Origin of the sequence: Pseudomonas sp. PS01299 (assembly GCF_029960145.1) — a bacterium.
Classification (GTDB): domain Bacteria; phylum Pseudomonadota; class Gammaproteobacteria; order Pseudomonadales; family Pseudomonadaceae; genus Aquipseudomonas; species Aquipseudomonas putida_A.
Window position 1 is genome coordinate 1 of the sequence record NZ_JASCPO010000030.1, and the last position, 22,533, is coordinate 22,533.

General features: G+C 53.3%; 21 protein-coding genes and 1 pseudogene. 13 read left to right on the plus strand and 9 right to left on the minus strand.

Annotation, left to right across the window (positions count from 1 at the left end; translation table 11 throughout):
* Window positions 1–695 precede the first annotated feature (695 nt).
* Together QMX91_RS08265 and QMX91_RS08270 are read left to right on the plus strand one after the other, a co-directional pair.
* The gene (locus tag QMX91_RS08265) at window positions 696–884 is read left to right on the plus strand and encodes a hypothetical protein (RefSeq protein ID WP_221733723.1); all 189 of its coding nucleotides are present in this window, start codon (window positions 696–698) and stop codon (window positions 882–884) included.
* Window positions 885–1,518: 634 nt separating this feature from the next.
* Window positions 1,519–1,653 (plus strand): annotated as a pseudogene (locus QMX91_RS08270) (transposase domain-containing protein); the annotation flags it as partial.
* Window positions 1,654–1,730: 77 nt separating this feature from the next.
* On the opposite strand, the gene QMX91_RS08275 reads toward QMX91_RS08270, so the two are convergent.
* The 5 genes from QMX91_RS08275 to QMX91_RS08295 all read right to left on the minus strand — a co-directional run bounded on the left by QMX91_RS08275 (window position 1,731) and on the right by QMX91_RS08295 (window position 9,240).
* The gene (locus QMX91_RS08275) at window positions 1,731–2,297 is read right to left on the minus strand and encodes a putative glycolipid-binding domain-containing protein (protein ID WP_221733725.1); all 567 of its coding nucleotides are present in this window, start codon (window positions 2,295–2,297) and stop codon (window positions 1,731–1,733) included.
* 362 nt (window positions 2,298–2,659) lie between these two features.
* The gene (locus QMX91_RS08280) at window positions 2,660–5,746 is read right to left on the minus strand and encodes an efflux RND transporter permease subunit (RefSeq protein ID WP_221733726.1); all 3,087 of its coding nucleotides are present in this window, start codon (window positions 5,744–5,746) and stop codon (window positions 2,660–2,662) included.
* Window positions 5,743–6,813, minus strand: a complete 1,071-nt coding sequence (locus QMX91_RS08285) for an efflux RND transporter periplasmic adaptor subunit (RefSeq protein WP_311775988.1) — start codon at window positions 6,811–6,813, stop codon at window positions 5,743–5,745. The genes QMX91_RS08280 and QMX91_RS08285 overlap by 4 nt, the downstream gene beginning before the upstream one ends.
* An 88-nt stretch (window positions 6,814–6,901) precedes the next feature.
* Entirely contained in the window at window positions 6,902–7,735 is an 834-nt protein-coding gene (locus QMX91_RS08290) for a MipA/OmpV family protein (RefSeq protein WP_221733728.1), read from the minus strand.
* A complete protein-coding gene (locus tag QMX91_RS08295; protein ID WP_221733729.1) occupies window positions 7,732–9,240 on the minus strand; it encodes an efflux transporter outer membrane subunit in 1,509 nt (502 codons plus the stop codon). The genes QMX91_RS08290 and QMX91_RS08295 overlap by 4 nt, the downstream gene beginning before the upstream one ends.
* An 84-nt stretch (window positions 9,241–9,324) precedes the next feature.
* Between QMX91_RS08295 and QMX91_RS08300 the strand changes: the two genes are divergently transcribed.
* From QMX91_RS08300 to QMX91_RS08350, 11 genes are all read left to right on the plus strand, one after another.
* The gene (locus QMX91_RS08300) at window positions 9,325–10,026 is read left to right on the plus strand and encodes a response regulator (RefSeq protein WP_153326090.1); all 702 of its coding nucleotides are present in this window, start codon (window positions 9,325–9,327) and stop codon (window positions 10,024–10,026) included.
* Window positions 10,023–11,207, plus strand: coding sequence for an ATP-binding protein (locus tag QMX91_RS08305; protein ID WP_221733730.1), 1,185 nt, complete (start codon window positions 10,023–10,025; stop codon window positions 11,205–11,207). Before QMX91_RS08300 ends, QMX91_RS08305 begins: the two co-directional genes overlap by 4 nt.
* Before the next feature lie 263 nt (window positions 11,208–11,470).
* Complete coding sequence (locus QMX91_RS08310) at window positions 11,471–12,076, plus strand: paraquat-inducible protein A (RefSeq protein WP_221733731.1); 606 nt, start codon at window positions 11,471–11,473, stop codon at window positions 12,074–12,076.
* Window positions 12,076–12,693 carry a paraquat-inducible protein A gene (locus tag QMX91_RS08315; protein WP_153326087.1) on the plus strand — a complete coding sequence of 206 codons (618 nt, stop codon included), beginning with the start codon at window positions 12,076–12,078 and terminating at the stop codon, window positions 12,691–12,693. Before QMX91_RS08310 ends, QMX91_RS08315 begins: the two co-directional genes overlap by 1 nt.
* Window positions 12,686–14,377: an MlaD family protein gene (locus tag QMX91_RS08320; RefSeq protein ID WP_221733732.1), complete on the plus strand. Its 1,692-nt coding sequence runs from the start codon at window positions 12,686–12,688 to the stop codon at window positions 14,375–14,377. Before QMX91_RS08315 ends, QMX91_RS08320 begins: the two co-directional genes overlap by 8 nt.
* A gap of 77 nt (window positions 14,378–14,454) precedes the next feature.
* Window positions 14,455–14,976, plus strand: coding sequence for a PqiC family protein (locus QMX91_RS08325; protein ID WP_221733754.1), 522 nt, complete (start codon window positions 14,455–14,457; stop codon window positions 14,974–14,976).
* A gap of 65 nt (window positions 14,977–15,041) precedes the next feature.
* Entirely contained in the window at window positions 15,042–15,383 is a 342-nt protein-coding gene (locus QMX91_RS08330; RefSeq protein WP_221733733.1) for an SMR family transporter, read from the plus strand.
* Window positions 15,384–15,385: 2 nt separating this feature from the next.
* Complete coding sequence (locus QMX91_RS08335) at window positions 15,386–15,715, plus strand: multidrug efflux SMR transporter (RefSeq protein ID WP_221733734.1); 330 nt, start codon at window positions 15,386–15,388, stop codon at window positions 15,713–15,715.
* A 154-nt stretch (window positions 15,716–15,869) separates the two neighbouring features.
* Window positions 15,870–16,382 carry an acyloxyacyl hydrolase gene (locus QMX91_RS08340; RefSeq protein ID WP_221733735.1) on the plus strand — a complete coding sequence of 171 codons (513 nt, stop codon included), beginning with the start codon at window positions 15,870–15,872 and terminating at the stop codon, window positions 16,380–16,382.
* A 229-nt stretch (window positions 16,383–16,611) separates the two neighbouring features.
* The gene (locus QMX91_RS08345) at window positions 16,612–17,292 is read left to right on the plus strand and encodes a DUF3313 family protein (protein WP_221733736.1); all 681 of its coding nucleotides are present in this window, start codon (window positions 16,612–16,614) and stop codon (window positions 17,290–17,292) included.
* Between the two features lie 250 nt (window positions 17,293–17,542).
* Complete coding sequence (locus tag QMX91_RS08350) at window positions 17,543–17,785, plus strand: hypothetical protein (RefSeq protein ID WP_221733737.1); 243 nt, start codon at window positions 17,543–17,545, stop codon at window positions 17,783–17,785.
* A 33-nt stretch (window positions 17,786–17,818) separates the two neighbouring features.
* On the opposite strand, the gene QMX91_RS08355 is transcribed toward QMX91_RS08350, so the two are convergent.
* The 4 genes from QMX91_RS08355 to QMX91_RS08370 all read right to left on the minus strand — a co-directional run bounded on the left by QMX91_RS08355 (window position 17,819) and on the right by QMX91_RS08370 (window position 22,524).
* Entirely contained in the window at window positions 17,819–18,607 is a 789-nt protein-coding gene (locus QMX91_RS08355) for an IclR family transcriptional regulator (RefSeq protein WP_221733755.1), read from the minus strand.
* Window positions 18,608–18,717: 110 nt separating this feature from the next.
* Window positions 18,718–19,323 (minus strand): sarcosine oxidase, encoded by a 606-nt coding sequence (locus QMX91_RS08360; protein ID WP_221733738.1) that lies wholly within the window; start codon window positions 19,321–19,323, stop codon window positions 18,718–18,720.
* A gap of 1 nt (window position 19,324) precedes the next feature.
* On the minus strand, window positions 19,325–22,222 hold the full coding sequence (locus tag QMX91_RS08365) for a 2Fe-2S iron-sulfur cluster-binding protein (protein ID WP_221733739.1): 2,898 nt from the start codon (window positions 22,220–22,222) through the stop codon (window positions 19,325–19,327).
* On the minus strand, window positions 22,219–22,524 hold the full coding sequence (locus QMX91_RS08370; protein ID WP_221733740.1) for a sarcosine oxidase subunit delta: 306 nt from the start codon (window positions 22,522–22,524) through the stop codon (window positions 22,219–22,221). The genes QMX91_RS08365 and QMX91_RS08370 overlap by 4 nt, the downstream gene beginning before the upstream one ends.
* Window positions 22,525–22,533 lie beyond the last annotated feature (9 nt).

The following is a 22,533-nucleotide window of genomic DNA, read 5'->3' on the forward strand; positions in this document are numbered from 1 at the left end:
ATAGGAACCGAGTGTTGGCTGCATGAAATACCCGTTTAAAAGGCTAGATCTGGTGCTCACTTAAATTTGAGTGCACACGATGTCTTGGCTTTGCGGGGCTGGGTAGATGACATGGCCGGACGGTTACGAGCCACCAGAGCTAAAAGTAGGATCGACCCAATTTAAGCACGTGGCATCTAAAACGAATTTCGCGTTACGTCTGCCCGTAGGCTGTCATTTGATTATCAAGATTGTATGAAGGGGCTATCAATTATTTATTAAGGGCTGGATATTCAGAGGCCTGGGCGATGAATGGCCGATCAGATTGCGGTCAGCATTCGAATGCGAGCTTTTGGCAAAGACTTGAGCTTGATCACTAGACATTAATTTGCTGGCCGGGGGAGGCGGTTGGAATCTTAAGCATACCGACCCGGTCTTGGCCCAGATCTACTGTAGATCAACATGAGCCTGTTTAGGGCGCTATGAGTCTGAGAGCTCCTAGTGCCAGCGCAGCCATTCGCCACGCCGCCGGAATATTTAACATGTGTGTGTCTTTGGTTATACGATATTTCTTTATAAATCAATTGGTTAGTAGTTTTAGAAAGGCTGAAGTTAGTTGTAAATCAGCACCTTGACGAAATATTGACAAAAGCTCGACCGATTATTCAAAAGATCGAGATAGTTTAGAGGCCATGATCATAAAAAGAGGTGTTGTGATGGCCCAGATGTCCAAGTTCGAGCGCTCGCTTATTATTAGCAAGCTTGAGTTGTACGCCGAACGGCTTGCCGAGCTAGCGTTCGATCTTAAGCGTTCTAGCCAACCACACAATGGGGTGGAGCTTATGGCCCAGGTGGAGCAGTTGATAAATTTAATTGATAGCCTTAAGGCGATAGATATCGATTAATCTGCGTGTTGCGCTCAGGTTACGCCTTGTCGTTTCGAGGTCATTTTAAGAATCTACGCGTCGCTGGTTTACCTTTTGTTAGGGTAAGCGCCGGCCAAGTGACCTACCTAAGCTAAAGGTTTGTGGTTACTGCATGAGATCGAGTACCAGGAGGACTACCGTTGCTATTGAGCATCGAGCCGATCGCACTGTGAGTGCTACGCCTGTAAGCATCCTGTTGCCTGTCCATCTGCACAGCGCTTTTTTCCGCTGGGAGAGGTGCGAGTGTCTCCTCAAGCCTAAAGCTGTCGGTGCTGATCTGTCTCTCCTAGAGTATCAAGTCCTAGCCGGACGCTTACGTCAAGATGAGTTGGCCGTACGCTTAATTGTTAGGCCCTGTACTACAGGGTGCAAGTGTTGGTGACAATGGTTATCTAATAGAATGCATTCGCATGCATGCAACGGTTAGCATTTTTGGGTAAATGTTCGCCGAACAAGCCTAGCGTAGCTAAGCGGAGTGTCACTCGATCGGGATCGTCCTGTTCTAGTCTCTGAGTCTCTGAGCAATGTGGGGCGGGCGGGTAGGCGAAAAAGACCGGCAGTTAGTCGGGGGCCACGATCTCGGACTCAAACTGGTGATTGTATTAGGCCGTTACTGCGCAGCGGCAAACCAGCGGCAGCGATCATGAGCTTGATCCAGTCTGCACGGCTGGATGGGCATGAGCCGTATGCCTATTTGAAGGGCGTTCTCACGCGTCTACCGACGCAACGGGCAAGTGATATATTGTAGCTATTGCCCCATCGGTGGTGCGTTGGCAGCATACAGTAACCGTTGCCCTCTCATAAAAAAATCTCCGGTGCTAACATTTACAGTGAAACTCTTCGGAATGTTTCAGGATAGTCGAGTACAAGGCTGTGCTCATCCACTTCGAGATCAGCAGTAAATGCCCGAAAAAATCCCTCATATCGGTACTGTCGATTGAGTATTAGGCACCTATAGCGTTGCTGGGCAGACCTAGGTAATAAATCACCTGTAACTTGGGAAAGTAAAGGAACATACGCTACAACGATATCTTCACTAGCCTGCTCCCGTAATTTGAGGCGCTTGATAGGCAGCGTGTTCGTTGCAGGTGTCACGCCGATATCGACATCCAAACAACCCGCTAATGATGGTATTGACTCGTCGCGAAGCAGATCGTGCCAGCGCCCCTCGCCATCAGCGCTTACGTGCATACGTGGGCCGCCGACATACTCGACCCGCACCTCGCGTGTGCGGAAATGAGCGTCAGTACGGACATAGTAGTGCGCACCGTAATCTCCTTCGCGAGTACCGATGACAACGCCTTCAAGGATTGAATGATCACCACCCTCAAAAAACGAGCAATGATCCAGGCCATGCCCGGCCCAATCGCACCATTGAGCAACTGTCTTCATCCGTTTCTTCCTTTGCGGAGCGTGTTAGCAATGTTACTAGGTGAGCGAAGCTTGCAGCGTAGAGAGGCTCATGGGTTTGATCCTATCGCCGCGTCTGAACTTAGATGATACGTATGGGGCGCCGCAGGAATACCTCGCACAACTGGTGAGAAGTAATGCAAAATTACTGCCGAAATTCGTTATCGATAAAGCACGCAAAGTGAGTCGGCTGGTCGCTTACCGCCCTTTCCCTCCGAGCTTGGCCTATCTGTGAGCCATCGGTCGCATCGAAAATTGGACGCGACCGACGCCCGCTGTCGCCTATCACCGGCCCGGGGAGGGCGTTATGGTGGAGCGCTTTCGATTAAGCGCTTGCTGTAAGTCTAGACGTGGTGTTCTTTTTCCTTGTTGGTAATCCGCTCCCCGATGCTGCCTGCGAAAAGTAGGTCATACAATACCGGGATCAACCCTAATGTGACTAAGGTGCCTAGCGCCAAACCGCCAATTAGCGTAATCGCCATGCCTGTCCACAAAGGGCCGGCGAACATCATCAACGGGATCAGTCCGACAATGCAGGTCAGTTTGGTCATCAAGATCGGCCTTAGCCGTTCTACGGCTGCCGTCAGTACAGCATCATGGCGGGATTGGCCTTCGGCGACACCCACCTCAATTCGCTCCAGCAGCAAGACCGCATTATTCACAATGATCCCTGCCAAGGACAGTAATCCAAATGTCGCCATAAATCCAAACGGATAGCCGGTCACCACCAATGCCAGTGCGGCTCCAATAAGTACAAATGGGATGCTGGCGACGATGATCAGCAGTTTTCGGAACGAGTTGAATTGCCAGACGAACAGTAACAACATCGACAATACGGCAACTGGCATATATTGCACTAACGACTCATTGGCCTCTGCGGACTCCTCCATTTCCCCGCCAATTTCAATGTGATATCCAGGTGGAAGTTTAAACTCTGCCACCTTCGGCGCAATCTGCGCGACTAGGGTCGCCGCCGTCAGCTCGGGATTACGGCCTGAGATGGTAATGGTCCGATTTAAATTCCGACGCTGAATCGCAGAGGGCTCTGAACTGAGTGTCACCTGCGCTACAGCAGCCAGCGGAACCGGCGAGCCGTTCGCTTGCGGATAGATCAATGTGCTACCCACGTCTTCAGCTTGGTCACGCTCAGTCGTCGACCCACGTAGCATGATGGGCACCGTCGTGTCATCGTCATGGATCTGAGACACCTGTGCGCCTGAGTACCGAGTCTGTAGCGCTTGAGCGACATCGGCGCTGGTCACGCCAGCGCGTCGGGCGCGCACCTGGTCAACCACCACTTCGTAACGTGAGATTCGAGCATCCCAATCGTCCTGCACGTTGACCGTGCCTGGCAGACCATGCAAAGCCCTAGCTATATGGTCGGCCGCTGCACGTAATACGGTCTCGTCCGGTCCGCTGACGCGATAGACCGCCTTTCCAGATTCGGTAGTGCCAAGGGAAAATCGTTTTGGCTCAGCACGCACTTGCGGGTAGGTCTCAAGCATATGATTGCGCACGCGCGCGATCACCGCATCCATGTCGCTACCTTGGCGCACACTGATGGTGAAGTAACCGGCGTTCGTCGCAGGCAGCGGTGGATTCAATCCCAGTACGATACGTGGGCCACCGTCTGAGACATAGCCGATGCTGTCGACAATTTCTGGATTTTCCTGGTCATTCGCTAGCCAGTTGCTGATGTCCTTGACGGTCTGCAGTGTCTTACGAGAATCGGTACCCGGTTCTAGCGTCAATGGCATCTGAAATTGCAACCGATCTGACTCAGGCAAAAAACTGTAGGGGAGGGACGCGAGTACCGCAACGGCTCCAGTCAGCATAACCAGCATCACGGCAATGAACATCAGTTTATGGAGCATGAGCGCTTGGATAACGCGTCGATAGCCCCGATACAATTTTGAATCGTAGGCAGCCTCATTATTGTCTGCTGGGGCGTGAGCCTTGGCAAAGTAAAGGCACAACAAGGGTGTCACCGTCAGGCTCAATACCCACGACCCCAGCAGCGTTACAGCGAGCACTATCGGAAGTGATCTCAAGTACTCGTTTGTGCTGGTCTGACCTAGGAAAAAAGGTGAAAACGCCAACACAATAACCAAGGATGAAGTCAACAGTGGAATGGCTAACGTACGCCCTGCCTCTATGCAGGCGGAGCGGCGCTCCTCTCCAGCCTGAAGACGTCGTTCAATGTCTTCGGCAATCACAATGCCGTTATCCACCAGAAGTCCCAGGGCGATGATGATCGCTGCGATGGACACCGTTTGCAGTTCGACCTTCAGAGCGCTCATAACAATTAATGACCCGAGAATGGTTAGCGGCACGATTGCTCCCACCACAAGCCCGGTGCGCCAGCCCAGGAATAACATCACCACAGCCATCACGATAATGACCGTCTCGGCCATCACGCTGTTCATCTTGCCCATTTCACGCTCAACCACGTCGGCCTGGAAGGTCACGACGTGTTGGGAAAAACCGGCAGGCAGTTGCTTGGCGATTTCGTTCAATCGTTGACGTAATTGGAGGCCGAAAGCTGCAATGTTCTGGCCGGATGCCATCGAAACGGCAAGTACGACGGCCGGTTGCCCCTCATAAATTGCCGCCGTTTCCGGCGGATCGGCTGGCATCAAACGAACGTCTGCCAATTCACCCAATGCCACAACTGTTGTGTCATTGCCCCTCGGTGCGGAGATTAGAAAGCGACGCAGGTCGTCCAGAGTACGCATCTCACCGGTAGTCATAACGGTGAAAGCCGATCCGGAAACAGAGGGCAGTCCTCCAGGTGTCACAACGTTTTGAGTACGCAGTTGCTCCAGTACAGCGTTGGGACTTAGCCCGAGGCCAGCCAGGCGCTGGCGGTCAAATTCGAGGTAGATGCGTTCTTCTTGCAAGCCGTATATAGAGACACGTTCAACACCTGGTAAAGCGTAGAGCTGCTCACGAGTATTTTTAAGCTGCTCGCGTATTTCGCTCATGCTAAAACCGGGTGCCGTGACTGCGACTGACGCTACCGCCACGCGGCCGAAATCATCATCGACAAACGGCCCGAGGGTGCCCTGCGGGTATCCTGCAGCTGCCTCGTTCGCCTTAGCGCGTACTCGCTGCCACAGCGCGCTAAGATCTTTGACCTGGTCGTAGGCCGTGATCTGAATCATTGCGCTTCCGGGGCGCACAGTTGTGATGATCTTTTTGATGCCCGCCAGTTCACGTAACTTTTCTTCGGTCGGTCTGGCTAGCAAATTTTCTATGCGCTCTGCCGGCATACCCGGGAAGTAAATTGCGACAAGCGCGTCACGAATGGTGATCGTTGGCTCCTCTTGAGAGGGGAACCGAAGAAACGTTAGTACGCCGCCTATCAAAATCAGAAGTGCGGTAAATAAAGTCAGCCGGCTCGCGCCGAGTGCGCTTCGCGTCAGGTTCATAAGGCTTTGTCTCGGCCAATGTGGGTGGCGGGTTGATACAGACGCACCTCCTGACCATCAACCAGGAATGCGGCGCCTGCAACCACGACGGTTTCGCCGACGGCAAGGCCTTCATGTACAAGCACTCGACCGTTCTCCACCGTTTCGGGGGTGACCTCACGACGGCTGACTTTGGAGGTCCTTGGGTCATACACAAAGACACTCGCTTGTTTGCTCTGCGTTTGTGGGAGAAGTGCTGTCACCGGTACAGAGGGTGATTGTGCTTGCGCTATTGGCAACGTAATTAGGACTGCCTCGCCGCTTCGCAGCTCGCTGTTAGGCTCGACGGGACGAAAGATGGCTTGTACCAGCGCGCCATTTTCCAAGCGACTGGACAGGCTTTCCAATCGGATGGAGACAACTCGCGTGGGGTTTGTATTTGTATAGGCTGACGCGACATCCCCAGGCTTGAGTTTAGTGACCAATGTCGCGGGAAGCATACCGACGACTTCAGCCTTCTCGGCGCCCTCAATCTGAAGCACGCTTTGTCCCGCTGTCACATCTACGAAGGGCTGAACTGAACGAGCGACTATGCGTCCATTAAATGGCGACACAATGGCGCTGGTGCGCACGGCTCGACTGGCCAGGGCCTCTGTTGCCTTTGCGCTGTCCAACTGCTCGTTGGCACTCAGGTAGGCCGCACGCGCACCAGCGAGGGTAGCGGGTGAGATCACGCGATCATCAAACAATGCTTGTTGCTGGCGAAAATTCAGCTCTCGTTCAGCTTTTTGCGCTTTTGCAGCGCTCACATCCGCACGGGCTTGTTGTAGTTTAAGTTGTGCAGGCTCTGGATCCAGCCGTGCGAGTGTTTGTCCGCGCCGAACCGTATCGCCAACATCCACGGCGATGGAAGCTATACGGCCTGAACCTTCAAAACTCAGATCAGCGCGTTGTTCAATCCGGATCCGACCCATAATAGGGAGGCGATTGCCATCGCTATCACGCACGGTTTCAACCTTCACCGAACGAGGTGGGGGTTGTGGGGGCGGTGTTGAACGACCGCATCCAGCAATTAGACTTAACATCATTATTAAAGGTACAAGAGGCGCGCGAGGGGCATGGATCACGACATGTATTCCCGATGTTTGATAGTTGAGCGGCTGCCGTCTAGCAGGGTCAGAACGTATAACTAATGGAGGTAACGGCGCTCACAGCGCCTTTGCGTTCGATTAGAGGGCTGTCCTCAACTTTTCCGCCCAATTCCGATGCGGTTACCAGCACATACGTTGACCAGTTTTCGTCAAATTTATGAGTCCAGTTCGCGTTCAGAGCGTACTGATTCAGGCCGCCCCCAGGGGTAAATGCAGTAAACCTCGATTGCTGAGATTGCTGGCCAGTTACGCCGAAATAGGCCTGGTTGTAGCGATGATCGGCAGCTCGGACGTCAAGCCCAAGCACAATGATGTCTCTGGACTGGTTCAATACCGTCGCTTCGAGCCCGGCGCGATAGCGTGTGCCCCTTTCTCCACCATCCAGCGCAAATTCGGCTTCGCCATTGACCGAGAGCCACGGCGTCACTTGCTGACTTAGATACAGAATACTGGTTGCTGTGTTGTTGACTTCGCCCATGCCTGAGAGTCGGTTAGACCCAGGCCTGAAGTCGTTATTGCGATCATCCCTGCCAGCGTCGTAGAAAAATGACTGACTGATGTAGAAGCCGGAAGGCGACTGCCATTGCAAGCCTAACCCTCGGTAGGTATCAACAAAAAAAATGCCACGGCTCAGCGAGAGCACCGGGACCGGCACACTTCGGTAGTCCTTTGAGCCCATGTAGCGGGGCCCACCCGCAACACCGACACCGATGCTAGCTTGAGTTTCGCCACCAAAGATGCTGTCGGTAATTGAGGCCGTTTCAGCCTGCACTTGAAGCGCCAACGGCAAGGACATGACCGTACCGTAGAACACGTGGGCAGCTGAGCGTCGTAATGCGTATGCAGAAAGTTTTTTCATGATTTTTTTCCTAACGTTGCTGGAGCGTTCATGCTTACGCCATAGAAGGCGTGGAAAAGGGCGATACGATTAAGGGCTAAGTCCCGTTGCGCGAAAATACCGTCGATGCGGGTTTGGTGGAGCCGCAGGCGTGCCGACAATAGCCGCGGTTGGTCCTCCCATCCCGCGTCGAAGCGCGCAGTCGCTCGCCGAACACGTTCATCCTCTGTGATCCCCAGTCCACGCTCGCTACGCACTCGTTCAATCAGCGCGGTGCGGGCAATGAGCGCATCGGATACTTCTCGGAACGCTGATTGCACGGTTCTTTCGTAGTCGGCCACTGCCGCCTCTTTACGTAGCTGGGCCAGATCGAGATTGGCGCTGTTGCGGCCATAATTGAAAATGGGCAGTGTGATTTGAGGAATGAAGGTCCAAACGCGGCCACCTGCATCGAACAGGTTTCCCAGACCATCGCTAGCAGTACCCAATGAGGTACTCAACGTAATTGATGGAAAGAACGCGGCTCTGGCCGCGCCGATGTCAGCATTGGAGGCCCGCAGTTGCTCCTCCGCCTGAAGGATGTCGGGACGTTCCAGCAGTACCTCAGAAGGCAACGAATTTAGCCAGTCGAGCGACTCATTCGGATTGGCCAACTCTTCGACCTTTCCTGCGGGGGGCGCGCCGGCGTAGCCAGTCAGCAGCTGCAGCGCATTTCGTGCGCCAGCCGAGTCGGTTTGAGCCTGCTGCATGCTTGCGTATGAGTGTTCGGTGTCGCTGCGTTGCAGGTTCACTTCATCTTCAGATAATGTCCCAACGTCTCGTTGGCGTTCGGCAAGATTGAGCAGGGTCAGCGTATCGAGATATGCGTTTTGCAGTTGTTGTGCTTGAGCCGCAGCTGCGCGATCAATGACGTAGGCACGTAGGACTTCTGAAATAAGAGCACCGCGAAACGCGCGCTGTCCTTGAGCACTTGCCAAATACCGATGCCTGGATGCGTCGGAAAGGCTGCGGACCCGACCGAAGAAATCCAGCTCGAAATCCGATGTACCAATGGTCGCAGCACTCAATTTCTGTCCGTAGCGAGCGTCGAGGCTGGGATCATTGAATTTCTGACGGAAGCGTTGGACTGAGGCATTCACGCTGGGCAGCTGTTGTGCGCGATCAATGCGATTTAGCGCGCGTGCTTGTTCGACCTGGAGCGTCGCGACTTTAAAGTCACGATTGTTAGCCAAGGCACGTTCGACGAGCGGGACAAGATCATCGCTTGTCGAAAACGCCGTAAGGAAAAGGCGCTCCTGGGTAGAGAGCGGTTCCGATCTTCCTTCCGGAGCCTTAGAGGAGGGAACCGTCGAAGTATCAAATCTTGCAGGAATCGGTGTTTCAGGTCGCTGGTACGTTGGAGCCAGTGAACATGCAGATAGACTGATGACTACAGGGAGCAGCACCCCGAATACGAGTGTCCCACCGCGTCGGAAGAAACCGGTCTGATTCTCTGTTGGTAAGAAAGTAGCCATCAACTCAACCATTCGCTGTTATCTTGGAAATAGATGGTTGCATATGACTTTCAAGAAACGTTGCGGAAATTATCAAGGTTTCATCAAGAGGCTATTATGGTAGGCAAAAAGGTGCTGGTGGTTGAGGACGACGCCTTAAGTGCAAACACGCTCGAGGCATATCTTCGTCGTGATGGGTTTGAGGTGGCTATCGCCGAGGATGGCGAGCGCGGTGTAGAAATGCATGCCCGTTGGAGACCGGATTTGGTCCTGCTGGATGTGATGCTGCCTAAACTTAGTGGTACAGAAGTTCTTTCAATCATTCGCCGTTTGGGAAATACACCCGTAATTATGGTGACTGCGATTGGTGATGAGCCAGAAAAATTAGGTGCACTTCGTTACGGTGCAGATGATTATGTAGTTAAGCCTTATAATCCTAAGGAGGTGGTTGCCAGGGTAGTCGCAGTTCTTCGTAGAACAGATGCCGGCGTCCTTGCGCCAAAAAATCAACTTCGAGACGGTTCCCTATTGGTTGATCTCCAAACATTTACCGCGCATGTAGAGGGAGGAAAAATGGGGAGCGCATTGTTGGATCTCACTCCGACTGAATTTAATTTATTAGCAACCTTGCTCCGCGCCCCATTCAAAGCATTTACGCGCAATGAGTTGTTAGAGGCGTGCTTGCCTGAAAGTGGAGCTTTAGATCGCGTCATAGACACTCATATTCACAATCTTCGCAAGAAGTTGGAAGTGAATGGTATAACTGATGTGTTGGTCACCGTCCGAGCCGTCGGTTATCGGTTTCGGAGGGCACAATGAAATTCCCCTTTTCGCGTAAAACTCGCTCGACACTTTGGTATTGGGTTTGCCTGCGCATGAGCTTGCTTGCACTAGGTGTAGTTTTCAGTATTACATTTGGCATGTGGCTGCGATTCGCGATTTGGGACTACACGACGACTCAGCAGATCCCCGCGTCGGTACGGCCCGAACTCGAAGAACTTCGCGCAGATCCAAATTACAATCAAGCTCGATTGTGGGAGCTATTTCAACGTTATTATGACGTAGGAGACTTTCTCCCAGGTATGGCAAACCGTGATTGGTGGTGGCTTGCACTATTTGTCATGGTCTCAATTCCGGTCGTGATTTTAGGTGGCTTATTGGCTTCTCGGCCATTGTCTCAACAATTTTCAGATGTTGCCCGCGCTGCCCGCAAAGTTGCACAGGGGGACTTTTCGGTACGGGCGCCAAGTGTCCCTGGTGCTCCCGCCGAGCTTAGAAAACTGGCGAAAGACTTCAACAGGATGACTGCGAAGCTTGAGCAGTATGAGCGCGAGGTTCGTGTGTCCAGTGCGGTGCTCGCCCATGAGCTTAGAACTCCGCTCAATGCAGCGATGGGGCGCGTGCAAGGCATGCTGGACGAGGTGTTCCCCAGTGATCCTCAACAGCTAATGCTGGTTAAAGGTCAGCTTGACCAGCTGAATCGACTGGTGGGTGATTTGCATTTGTTGTCTCTGGCCCGGGCTGGCCAGTTGGCCATGGAGAAATGCCGGTTTTCCATGAATGAGCTGATTTCTGAGCGCCTTGAATGGGCTGCGCCTCAGATTGTCGCTGCGGGTGTTGTGGTGCAGGTTAATGCTGTACGTGAATTCACGCTGATGGCTGATCGAGATAGGATTGGCCAGGCGTTGTCGATTCTGATTGACAACTTGCTGCGCTATGCCGCTCAAGGTAGACATTGCGAAGTGACAGCAAGTCAGTTTGACGGTGCTTTTTTCTTGGTTGTCGCCGATAGAGGCCCAGGAGTTGAGGAGGATCAGCTATCACGCATGTTTGACCGTTTCTGGCGAGCTGAAAGTTCTCGCGCCCGGCCTTGGGGCGGTACGGGGTTGGGGTTGTCAATTGCCTCGGCGATTTGTGAGGCACACGGCGGTAATATCAGTGCGTCCAACCGCGAGGGTGGGGGCTTGGCTATTCAAATATCAATCCCGGCGCTTAATTGAGAACCTCCACACGGTGATCGTGGCGTTCGCCGCGCACTGCCTCAGCGAGTATTGCTACATCTTGATAAAATCTTGATATTTTCTGAATCGTTTATTGAAAAGCGCAGTGTAGCCTTGCCCTGTGCTTTTCAAATTAGACCATTGCTCCTCATTTACTGACAGCTTGTGGGTTCCTGGTTAAGAATCTTTGAGTGTTCTATACGTTTACGTAGTCATTCAGTAAGAGTGAATGGTGTGTCGAACCCACGTTTAGGAAAACTTACATGCAGCAAAATTCTGACTGGATTATCTGTGAGCATTGCGATTTAGTTTTCGAATCTGTAATGCTGGAACCTGGTCAGACCGCGTTTTGCACACGGTGCGAGGGAGTGCTTCAACAGGGTTCATCATTTACGATTGAGCAATTGTTTGCCGTCTCTATCGCCAGTGCGCTTTTGTTCGTCTTTGCCAACGTGTTTCCTGTCATAGATGTGAGTTTTGAGGGGGTGGGTAATCAGGCAACACTGTGGTCTTCGGTTTGGGCATTAGCGCAAGGCGAAGTTACCCCGATCGCTTTTGTGGCTGGGTTATGCATTATTTTGGCTCCGGGTCTGCAAATCGCTTTACTGTGCTGGTTGCTTGGATTTGCTAACCGACATCGACGTGCGCCTGGTTTTGAACGCTGCATGCGACTGTTAGTGGATTTAAAACCTTGGAGCATGCTCGAGGTATGCTTGCTGGGTGTTTTAGTCGCGCTCATTAAACTGAATGGGTTGTTAGATGTTCAGCCAGGAGTGGGGCTATTGGCGTTAGTGTTGCTTTGCGTTATCAGTATTGTTGTAACCAATAAAAGCATTCAACGGTTATGGGGCGAGGCGCACTACTTATGATGACTCGAAGTCCTCCAAGCGCGTCGGAACTACAATTGGTTCTTTGTCACACCTGTAAAAAGGCGTGCTCCATTGTCGCGATTATTTGCGATCGTTGTGGCGCACAACTTCACCACCGTAAGCCCAATAGTCTTATTCGAACGTGGGCGCTGCTCCTCACTGGAATGATTTTTTATGTGCCGGCTAATTTAATGCCGGTCATGCGTACTGATATTTTAGGTCATGGTCGTGACAGCACCATCATGAGTGGTGTGATCGAACTGTGGAAAAGTGGTGCTTGGGACATAGCGTTATTGATATTTGTAGCCAGTGTGGTAGTGCCGTGTATGAAGTTTCTTATTATGTTCCTGCTACTCACAAGCACCCAGCGCCGCAGCCGATGGCGCACATTAGAGCGATCTAATCTCTACCGCATTGTTGAACGCATTGGCTATTGGTCCATGCTCGATGTGTTGGTCGTCGCGGTGCTGGCTGCACTTGTACAATTTCAGTTATTGAGCAATATCGAACCCAGAATCGGGATCGTTTTTTTTGGCCTCGTGGTGGTCTTCACCATGCTGGCTTCTATGAGTTTTGATCCCCGACTTATTTGGGATTCTGAGGTAGAAAATGTCTGATCAAGTGAGTGTCAGTGCTAACCGAGCGCCTGAAAGGCCTCATGTAAAAGATCGAAGCAAGGGCTTCTCACTGGTTTGGTTGCTTCCTATAGTTGCGGCGTTGATCGGCGTATCGATGGCCGTGCATAACCTTCTGTCAGAGGGACCAGAAATCCAAGTCAGTTTTTCAAGTGCCGAAGGTCTGGTGGCGGGCAAAACTCAGGTGAAATACAAAAATGTAGTCATCGGCCAAGTCGCTAATATTTCTTTGAGCGATGATCGTGATCACGCTGTGGCGACTGTTCAATTAGAGCGTTCAGCTAAAGCGTTTACAGCTCAAAATTCGCGTTTTTGGGTTGTTCGACCTCGCGTCGGTGCACAGGGTATTTCGGGCATCGATACGCTTTTGTCGGGCGCTTTTATTGGCGCAGATCCCGGTGAATCAAGTGAAACTAAGGTGGCTTTCAAGGGATTGGAAAGTCCGCCGCCAATTACCTATGGGCAGAAAGGGACGCGTTTTACATTGAGCGCGGATGATCTTGGCTCGCTTGACATTGGTTCTCCCGTTTACTACAGACGCATCGAAGTCGGGCAGGTTGTCTCTTACCAGCTGTCTGTTGATGGCAAAGGTGTCGAAATCGAAATTTTCATTAATGCACCAAATGATAAATTTATCACCTCTGGAACTCGATTCTGGAATGCCAGTGGGGTAGACGTAAGTTTTGGCGCAGAAGGGCTGAAGGTTAATACCCAGTCAGTCGCATCCATCGTATCGGGCGGCATTGCTTTTATGGAACCGCCCTATGGTGCCGATGCTAAAAATACTGAAGAGCGTAGCGCCTTCCCGTTATTTAAAGACCAAGCAACTGCTTTGGCTCCACCAGATGGTGAGCCCTTCTTCATTCGAATGCATTTCGATCAGTCAATGCGTGGTTTAGCGGTAAATGCGCCTGTCGAATTCTTAGGCGTGAACATTGGAAAGGTTGTGTCTACCGATCTGGACTTCAACCCTTCAACCAATAGTTTCGCGGTTATGGTTGGCGCGGTTATTTACCCCCAGCGCTTAGGCCAGGCTTATGACCAAATACTAACGGCGTATGGTACAGGCGAAGATGAAGATGGTAAAAAGTCAGCACAGTTAATATCAGCATTCGTCAAAGAGGGGCTGCGTGCTCAAGTTCGCACTGCAAACTTATTAACGGGGCAACTTTATATTGCACTTGATTTCGTTCCAAATGCTCAGCCTGTACGTTTCAATTTAGCCGCTCGTCCTATGGAAATGCCAACGGTTCCCGGGAGCTTAGACAAACTGCAAGACCAGGTTCAGCGTATCGTGGAAACGATTAGTAAAGTTCCGTTCGAGCAGATTGCAGGTAACCTCAATAAAAACTTAGTAGAAATGCGTAAGACATTGCAGCAGGTTAATGGACAGGTACTGCCGCAAATGCGTGATGCGTTAGGCCAGACGCAAAGAACGCTGACCATAGTCAATGAGAGTTTTGCTGAGGACTCCCCACAGCGCCAGCAATTTGGTCAGGTGATGGATGAAGTACAGCGTTCTGCACGGTCAGTGCGTGTACTTAGCGACTTGCTGAGTCGACACCCAGAAGCGTTGATTCGCGGCAGAGTGAAGGATGGGCAACCTGATGGTATTCGCTCCAGCAATTCCTCGTCACCCGCCCTATCTTCGGAGTCATCTGAGTGAAAATAGGTTTTTATGTCCTCGTAGCGTGCTTAACACTGACTGCTTGCAGCTCTGCGCCCACGCATTATTACACGCTGATGCCTGCAACGGATTCACCGACCACCCAAACAGTGGTGCCGTTTCAGTATGAACTGACGACCGTTAACGTACCGGCTCAAGTTGATCAGCCTCAGATAGTTGTTCGTCAAGGAGAGAGTGGCGTCCAGATACTGGAGACAGAGCGCTGGGCCTCGCCCTTGGCAGATGAAGTGAGATCTGCGCTACGTCATCACCTAAGACTGCAGATGGGGCGGGCGGACAGGGCAGGTGTCGCCCGCGACTCAGGTTTGCAAAATGTGTCCATACAGGTCGACATGCGTCGTCTCGAGATGGTTCCAGGGCGCTATGCTTTGATTGAGGCAGTTTGGAGCCTGAGAAATACTGGGGGCGCTGGTCCACGCAGAAGCTTGAGCTGCACATCAGTGATTCGTCAGGAGGCGACCGCTGAAATGGGCGCGTTGGTTTTGGCGCATCAACAATTGATAAGGGAGCTCAGCGTCCGCATTGTTCAGACGGTGATACCTTGGATGGCAAGCTCGGACTACGCTTGCTCAAATTAAATCTTGGATTTCTACAAACTCTGGCTGTGCGGCGGCTACAGCAAATTAGCTAACGAGGAAACCGAATGAAACAGTGGATATGGCTTGTTATGGCGATAGTACTTGAGGTTGTGGCGACGCTCTCACTCCGCGCTGCGGTGGATAATCCTCAGTGGATCGTTATCGTTATCTGCGGCTATATGGGGGCGTTCGTAGCGCTTTCCATGGTGCTGCGAGAAGGAATGGCTATTGGCGTCGCCTATGGTATCTGGGCCGCTTGCGGAGTGGCGTTTACCGCCGTGGTGGCGCATATTTTGTTCAGCGATCCCCTTACTTGGATTATGGGATTAGGCATCGTTTGCATCATCGCTGGCGTCTGGCTAGTTGAAGCGGGATCTGTCGCATCTCATCGCAAAGTGGAGGAATGACAATGAGTTGGATCTACTTGATTGGCGCCATTTTGTTCGAAGTCGCAGGCACGCTCTCAATGCGTGCTTCAGATGGTTTTCGCCGTAAATTTTGGATTTTACCAGTTCTGGCTTCCTATTTAATTGCGTTTTCATTGCTCAGTTTGACTCTTGCTGAAGGGTTGAGTGTCGGAGTAGCTTATGGGATATGGTCTGCATGTGGTGTGGCCCTGACTGCAATTGTTGCGAACTATCTTTTTAAAGATCCACTTACTAAATTAATGGGGTTGGGTATTATCTTAATTGTTGGTGGGGTTTTGCTAATTAAACTAGGCGCTCAGCAGACTGGTTGATTGTGTCATGCTCGCAGTTAATGCTGGTCATGGGGGATGCAGTAGGATAATTTTTCACTAGTACTACGCATCTCGGAATATCCCCTGGCGGTATTTTTATAGAAAAATCTAAAGTGATGGAAGAGTTAGATATCTGAGATTAAGGGGTGTAGGTATGAAAAGAGCCATCATGGCAACACTTCTGTTTTTATTTTTTTCCTCTGCCTCGCAGGCCGTTGAGTTGTCCTCGTCTGTTGGTTCGACAAGTCAGGGCGGCCTGACTGCTCGCGCTGGTGTGAACGTGAATTGGGGCAGTTCATGGTTGCAGAGTCGAATGGGGAAACTTACAGGATATTGGGATTTTGGTTACACCTTTTGGGAGGCTGGTAGAAAAGCTGGTGCTAGACATTCCTTATCTTCTGCTCCCGTTTTCGTCTACGAATTTGGCACCTCTCACATCAAACCTTTCATAGAGTTGGGGGTGGGTTTAGCCGTTTTCTCCGGAGGAAATGCAGGTGATAGGGCTCTGGGGTCCGCTTTTAACTTTGAGGATCGTCTAGGTGCTGGCTTGAAAATCGGTGAGACTCAAAAAGTTGGTGTTCGGGCAATACATTACTCAAATGCTGGGATAAAAGAACCGAATGATGGAATTGAGTCTTTTTCTTTATTCTATAGTCACGATTTTTAGTCCACCTATGCAATTTTTTTTGAGTTGTGCTGATCAGTCTGCTGGCTAAATTTATAACGTCTGATATCTGAAGTTTCTAGATATAGTTTCTTACACAGTGATTGTTGTTTCGGCTTGTTCAATGCGAGGCGTGCGATCGCGCTGCATCCTGTTTTTTACGAGCGTTGGTTTTGTGTGTTCGCGCTATTTTTGCGCGAGACCAGGTGTATCAATCATTAAGGGCTAATATATGAATGCTTCAAAGAGTGCGCGGCGTGCAAGTTTGGTATGTGGGGCTTCGCATAAAGTCTCAGATAAAATCCGTTATTTTGGGAAAGGCTGTTTTTTGATCGCGGCGGTTTTCGGTATTAGTGCGTGTGCCTCGCATACTCCACTAAAATCTGACCAGGCGACGTCTTATCAGGGCTTGGCAGCAAGCGGTGAAAACGAGATGTCGATTCCTCCCCAGCCAGCCGATTTTGGTCGGTATAGAGTGGCCGTGATAGAGTCGGTGCAGGTTGCTCCTGCCGTTGCCAAGGAAATATCTCCTGAGGTCTGCACAGAAATTTCAGGCGTGCTGCGTGATGATATTAATGCGCAGATGCGAAAGAAGTTTGATTTGAAGGGTGACCCTGCTACTGAGCCTGTTCTTCGTATAAAAATTCGTATTACACGAATTACAGAGGCATCTCCTGTGATCAATACCGTAACTTCCCTGGCCATAGGACCGCTACTGAACGGCGCCTTGGCTGTCGAATTGGAGGCGTTGGATGGCAATACTGGCGAGCAAAAGGCAATGTTGTTGTGGGCGGACTCGGGAGGACTTAAGGAGTTTTTTGGGAACTATAGCCGTACCTCCCACGCTCGTACGCTAGCTGGACGCTTTGCCGTTGATGCTACCTCGTTTATCTCCCCGTTGAGTAAACGCTGACGATGAGCCGATTAGGCGGTGAATTAATAATTGGAAAAGGTGGCGTGTGATAAAAATTTTCAATGATGATGTAAATACTGGCGGCCTCACACGTATTACTAGCAGGATGGCTGCTAGTGATACTAACAACAAAGATGCAGCAAAGTTACAGCTCTCTGATGTAGCACCTGCCAGAGGTGCGAACAGTTCAGAAGCCGATAAAGAAACGAATAGGGGAGAGGGCAACTCTGGCGCTTCATAATCTGATATAATGTCGCAATTGAAACGTCAGATAGCTGAGCTTCAAAAACAGCTCCAGCAAGAACAACAACAGCTACAAAAAATTCAATCTAGCCAACAGGCTGCCGAGTTGAAAGCGGCCGCCGTTGGCGCTGTTCAGACTCAGATATCAAGCACGTCAGCAGCGTTACAGACTGTAATGGCTGCATTGTTGCAAGCTGTAAAAGGCGCTGGGAGTGAAAATTCTGGGAATATGGTTAACGTCACTGCATAAGAGAACGGCCACTCTCATTAGAGAGTGGCTTTTTTACGGTGACCCTTGTGGCTTTTGGAAACCTAGCTCGCTGCTAATGCTAAAGCTGCAATGCAATAATAATTCTCGATATTGCGTTTCAATTCCGACGGGATCCATTACTGCATCGGGCCCTGACAGATTGATAGCGGCCACTACTTTCCCGCTATAATCTTTTATTGATGCTGCAATAGCTGTCGAATAATCGGACCGATGCAGTACCCAGCCTCGTGCTCTGTCTTCGGCAATTAAGCTTTGTAATTCCACTAGTGTACGGGGTGCTGGGTTCGGATAGTCGTCCAGACGGATGTGTTGATAAAGTTGTCCTAGCTCTATTTCGTCCAGCGCGGTCAACAGCATGCGGCCCATGGCGGTGCAGTGACAGGCGATGCGCGTGCCCACCGGAATGTTCACGGACAGTCGTTGCGCCGCAAAAGCGCGATACAGGTACAGGCTGTCGGTCTGCTCGCGGATGCTCAGGTGGCAGGACAACGACGTCCGATCACGCAGCTCGTTGAGGTGCGGCATCGCCACTTCAACGATGTCGCGGCTGGCCAGATAACTGAAACCATCGCTGATGACCCGTGCGCCGAGTTCATACTGGGTGTTGTGCTTGTTCAGGTAACCCATGTGGGTCAGCGTGAACAGAATGCGATACACCGCCGAGGTGCTGACCCCCAACCGCTCGGCGATTTCCTGAATGCTCAGGCTGCGCGTGCGGGCGTTGAACATGCCCAGCACACTGAGCCCGCGGGCGAGGGCAGGGACGCTGTAGTCGGTGTCTTTGTCGGGCGTTTCAGCCATGTTCATCGGGTGGCTCCTTGATTACAGCCCTCATCGCACTTAGCACCACGGCGTTCCGGCGTTGACAGATTTGAAGTGGCCAGCCCCTGCAGGGTTGGCGCGGCTTCCGATCAATCCAGCGCTTCAATCCCCAGCACCTGCCCATCGAACTCGGCCATGGCATCCAGCACCGCGCCTTTGAAGTACGCAAGCGAGGCGCGGTCGAACATGATCTGGAACGCCGGTTGCCCCTTCGAGCCCAGGTTGATCACGATGACGTTGATGCGCGCCGCTGAAGTCTGCGCGACGGCGCCTAGCGGAAATGCGGCGGGGCGCAGGTCGACGCCGCAGAGCTTGGCCATGACCTCGGCAATGCACACGCCGCTCAAGTGCAGCCAGGCGTGGCTGTCCTCTCGGGGCAACAGGTAGTTGGCGCTGTGATCCAGCTCCCAACGCGCCTCCTCGTCGGCGATGCGTTCGCCACGGTCCGCAAGGCTGCCAAGGATGAAGTACTCGGTTTGCGACAGGCGCGCCACATGGCTGCCGTCTGCCTGGGTAACGGCCTGGTTCGGCGCATCCGGCAGAGTAAACCCTCGCGCCTGCAAGTACGCGGCGCTCTGTTGACCGCGAAAGCCGACCCTCGGTACGTCGGTCAGATCGACCAGCACGCATTGGTGTAAAGCTCCGAGCTGAAGCGGAGCGGGTTCGATGTAGGTTTCTGTGTTGAGGCTCGACATGTCAGAGCTCCTGGCGCTGGTTTTCAGGATCCAAGAAAGGCAGTTTCACCACCGTGGCCTGGACGATCACACCGTCCTCGACGCGGATCGGGATGTGCTGCCCCGGTTGGCTTTGATCGAATGCGGCGTAGGCCAGGCCGATGATCTGGTCCAGGGATTGCGAGTACTCGCAGGAGGTCACGTTGCCGCTGATGTCCGGACCGCTGAGCACCAGATGGCCTTCCAGCGGTTGCGGGCTGGCCTTGGGCAGCGTGAAGCCCACCAGTTTGCGTTTCTGCGGCTGGGCTTCGAGGATATCCACCGAGCGCCGGCCGACGAAGAACGGCTTGGTCCGGCTCACCGCCCAACCCATGTCGATTTCGCCGGGATGGGTCATGCCGTCGGTGTCCTGACTGATGATCACGTGGCCTTTTTCCAGGCGCAGCAAGCGTTGAGTTTCAACGCCGAACGGGCGGATATCGAACGCCTTGCCGGCTTCCATCAAAGCGTCCCAGAGCTTCAGCGCATGGCGCGCCGGAACGTGAATTTCATAACCCAGCTCGCCGACGAACCCGACCCGCAGCAAGCGCACCTTGATCCCGGCCACGGTGCCCTGACGCACCCCCAGATAAGGAAAACCTTCAGCGGACAGGTCCAGGTCGTGGCAGACCTTTTCCAGCACTTTGCGTGAATCCGGGCCTGCCACGTTGACCGCCGAAATCGCCGCCGTGACGTTGGCGATGTCCACATCCAGCCGCCACTGTGCATTCCACTTGAGCATTTGCTGGTAGATACGATCGACACCGCTGGTGGTGGCTGTGACGTAAAAGTGGTGCTCGCCGAAGCGCGCACACACGCCGTCGTCGATGACCATGCCCTGCTCGTTGGTCATCAGCGCATAACGGGAGCGACCAATCGGCTGCTTGAGGAAGGCGAAGGTGTACATGCGGTTAAGCAGTTCGGCAGCATCCGGGCCACGGACATCGAGCCCACCGAGGGTCGAAACGTCGATGATGCCGACCTTGTTGCGCACGTGCAGCGCTTCGGCCTGCATGCAGGTATCGCGCTCGCTGGCCTTGCCGTAATACGCGGGACGCTGCCAGATACCGGCGGGCATCATTTTCGCGCCCGCTTCCACATGCCGTTTGTGCATCGGCGTCTGCCGGTACGGATCAAATGCACGTCCTGCGACGTGGGCCAGTTTCTCGGCTTCAAAAGGCGGACGTGCCGTGGTGACGCCGGTTTCGCTGACGCTGCGTTGCGTAGAGGCGGCAACCAGTCGTGCGGTTGGCAGCGCCGAATGACGCCCTTGGGACGGGCCCATGCCGACCGTGGAGTAGCGCTTGACCAGTTGGATGTCGCGGTAGCCGATTTTGGTGGCGTTGACGATGTCACGCACTTGCAAGTCTTCATCGAAGTCGACGAAGTCCTTGCCTTTGGGGTGCGGGAAGATCGGCCACGGGAAGTTGACCTGGGCTTCCGTGCGCATCGCCAGCGGTTTGGCCGCCAGCTCCAGATCCAGCGCAACAACGATGTCGGCGGCGGCATGAATGGCATCGGCCAGCACGTTGTCCAGCGCGTGATAGCCGTGGGCCGAGCCAGCAACGGTGAGATTTTTCGGCAGACCGCTGAGGGTGAATTCCGCCAGTTGATCGTCGTAGGCCAGCTTGCCGCCGGCCTGGCACAACAACTGATAGACCGGCATGTAGCCGCCGGACATGCACAGCAGATCGCAATCGATGATAAGACCGCCGTTCGCGACCTGACCTTGCCCGGTGATCTTGCGGATGTCTGCGCCGCTGACGTGACGCATGCCTTTTTCGTGCAGCGCCTCAAAAACGGTGCTGCCGAGATGACAGGTGATGCCGCGCTTTTCCAACGCCAGCAGCAGGGCGCGGTTGGCGGGGTTGCTGCGCATGTCCACCAGCGCGGCCACTTCGACGCCTTGTTCGTACAGGTCCAGCGCAGCCAGATAACCATCGTCGTTACCCGTCAACACCACCGCGCGTTTGCCCGGTTTGACCGCGTACAGCTTCATCAGGCGTTGTGCGGCACTGCTCAGCATCACGCCGGGCAAGTCGTTGTTGCGGAAGATCACCGGCTGATCGAACGAGCCGCTGGCGATCAGGCATTGCGTGGCGCGCACCTTGTACATGCGCTTGCCCTGAATCACCGGCAGGTAGTTGTCAGTGAACCAGGCGTTGCAGGTGGCTTTTTTCAGCACGCGAATATTGGCGTGGCCTTCGACGGCGTCGACCAGTTCACGACGCAGGGTCTCGGCGCGAGTGCCTTCGAGGTCGAAGCGGGCGTACGTCAGCGAGCCGCCGAGGACCGGCTGTTGCTCGATCAGCAGCACCTTGGCGCCCGCGTTGGCGGCAGTCAGGGCGGCCTGAAGACCGGCCGGGCCTGCGCCGATGACGGCCAGGTCCGCGAACAGATAGGCTTTGTCGTAATACTCGGGCTGGAATTTCAGGTCGAGCACGCCCAGGCCGGCCTTCTTGCGAATGATCGGCTCCCAGAGTTTCCACGCGCCCTTGGGCTTGTAGAACGAGCGGTAATAGAAGCCCACTGGCATGAATTTGGAGAACTTGCCGAGGTAGGCGTCCTTGTCGTTGTCCAGCGAGCCGTTGAAGTTCTGCCCGGTGACCTGCACGCCGCTTTCCAGCAGGTGACTGTCGGCCAGTACGTTGGGTTCACTGGGCAGTTGCACCAGCGTGTTGGCGTCTTGCCCGGCCATGGTCAGTGGCCCGCGTGGCCGGTGGTATTTGAACGAGCGCGACAGCAGAAAACGGCCATTGGCGAGCAGGGCGCTGGCGATGCTGTCACCGGCAAAGCCTTGATACGGCTTGCCATCGAAACTGAAATCGAGTGGCTGACTACGGTCAATCAGCAGCCCCATCGGGGCGGGAAGGCGGCTCATCGGGTGGTCTCCCTGGCGGCAACAGCGGTGAATTCCACGCGGGCGTTGAACAGTTCTTTCGGGTCGAAGGTGCGCAGGATTTCGTCGCTGCCGGTGTGGCGCTCTGCCAGAAACCAGTAGCTGGAGGGGTTGTGCATCCACCATTCGCGCACCACGCCCAGAGTGTCATCGCTGTTGAACACGTAATCGGCCCACTCGGCGTCGCTGCAAGTCTGCGGATCAGGCATCTGCTTGAACTCGCCGCCGTAGGTGAATTCGCTGATGTTGCGCGGCCCGTTGAGCGGGCAATTCATCACTTTCATGTCCTGCTC